General features: G+C 45.9%; 2 protein-coding genes. Both read right to left on the reverse strand.

Going from position 1 to position 1,984, the window contains the following annotated elements; all coding sequences use genetic code 11:
• Positions 1-704 precede the first annotated feature (704 nt).
• Entirely contained in the window at positions 705-1,253 is a 549-nt protein-coding gene (locus XYCOK13_RS21420; protein WP_213414291.1) for a hypothetical protein, read from the reverse strand.
• A 15-nt stretch (positions 1,254-1,268) separates the two neighbouring features.
• Positions 1,269-1,984 (reverse strand): hypothetical protein (locus XYCOK13_RS21425; RefSeq protein ID WP_213414292.1); only part of this gene is annotated, 716 nt, incomplete at its 5' end.

Here is a 1,984-nt window from a genome sequence, read left to right on the forward strand (position 1 = left end):
AAGATGATGAAGAATTATGGACCTAACGGGTTGCCCGTTGTTGATCCAGCCTGCAGAGCGATTCGCCCTTCGAAGCAATCATCTGTTTGACTTCTTTAACAGCTCTAAGCGGTTTTAAAATAGGGAAGGGGACTTCTGGGGTTATACTTGGAAGGAAAGGCATCGTAGGTATACCAGAGAAGGCGGGGGGGAAGTTCAAATTCATGGCGTGCCTACGGCACGGAAAACAAGGTTTGTTGGTTGTTCAGCGAAGGATAATCCCGAATTAATAGGCCGCCGGACAAGCTGCGGCGGTAAAGATTTAGGGCGTGGAATCGCTCGGTCGTAAAGCGGAGCCGCTTTCCACGCCCAAAAAGCATCAGAATGATCCGTGTTCTTGCCGTTGGCATGTATTTGGATCATTAGGAAGGGTTGCCCGCGAGGCATCAAGCATGCAAGCTGCCGGACAAATACGGCAGCGATGTTGCCGCCTAGCGGCGGTATGTTTTTATGGCGTTGGTTCACTCGGTCGCGCAGCGAAGCGGCTTACAACGCCAAAAAGCTTACGAATGATCCGTATCGTTGCCGTAGGCATAAAATTGATCATTCGGAGATTTTTAACGCTCGTATCGAGAAGCGCATAAGACAGTATGCGATAGTTTTTCCGTTCAACGTGCAAAAGAAAGCCACAAGGAGCAGAAGCTCGCTTGTGGCGATGTTTCGTCTTAGCTCATCCATCTTTTGAACAATGGTTGTGGAATTAATCTCTGTTCCTCTTGAACCAAAAAATCGTCATCCTGCCATTTCTCCCTGTAATGCTTCATGCTCGTTTTCCAAAATACTTTGGCTTTCCAGTTTTTCTTGTTAAGCAATAAAACCGGAAGGTTGTGAATGCAATCAAGCAAATCATGCGATTTTTCGGCATTGCCCTCGTTGTAATTCATTCTTGCTTCTTTCATCACTTCATCTATAACGGGAAGATATTTCATGATCTCTGATTCATTATCCGTGATCTCGCTGTATTCTGGATCTCGCAATGAGTCGGAAAAGAGTTCCATTACCGATGGATCACCGCTAACCTCTTCAAGAATCCGTTCGATAAATGCTGCGCGTTCATACTCCCGGCCGTTAGAGACACCAGTCAGCGTTCCCTCGATGGTTTGTAGAATCTCGATTACCGCATCCTTCTCGTAGTTGCTACTGACCAGATAACGTGCAAATACAATGATTTTATGCAAGTCATTCAATAGACTTGAAAGTGTTTTATTCTCCATCACAACCACCCATTATTAATATCCAATTTGAACATCCACGGTTCGCCCTTTCCTGATCGCATCGTATACTCTATGGTGGCCATCAAGGATTTTTCCGTTTCTATCCACAATAATTGGCTTATCGCCGCCATGCTTTACGGCGTTGGTTACTCTCTGTGCGCCGCCTGGAATATTCGTTAAATTCTTGAGGTCTTTAGCTGGAACAAGTGTATTGGGATCGACTCCGGTTTGTACCCTTGAACCATACGGATTGAATTCTATACCAGGATTAGGCTTCGGCTTGCCGTTCGCAATTTCTTTGCTCCAATTCAAAACCCGAGCAGTTCCTATGCCAACAGCCTTAACCCCTTCTTTGACTCCATTGGCTGCGCTAGTAACCCCTCCGGTTACAAAGCCTGCACACTGGTTGTCATAAGCACATCCAATGAGGGCATCCGAAATCCCTGTTGGATCGCCTTCAATGCGGATTGATCCTTCTGGATAATATGTGCCTACAGCTTCCCCTGCATTATATATTGTTCTGCCAAAATTAATAGCATTGTCATCGGAAATGTAGTCTTGCCCGTTTCCACTCCCAGAGCATTGCCCCGGATGCGAATAGTACTTTCCGTTTACTGTCGCTGTACACCAATGTCCGGTAGGATCAATGTTAGTGAGCGGATTATTATGCACATACGTATACAGATTCAAAGATAGTGGGTTTTCAAGCTCCCCCTCGTAGCTATCTTCAT

It is taken from the genome of Xylanibacillus composti (assembly GCF_018403685.1).
In the GTDB taxonomy this organism is placed as follows: Bacteria; Bacillota; Bacilli; order Paenibacillales; family K13; genus Xylanibacillus; species Xylanibacillus composti.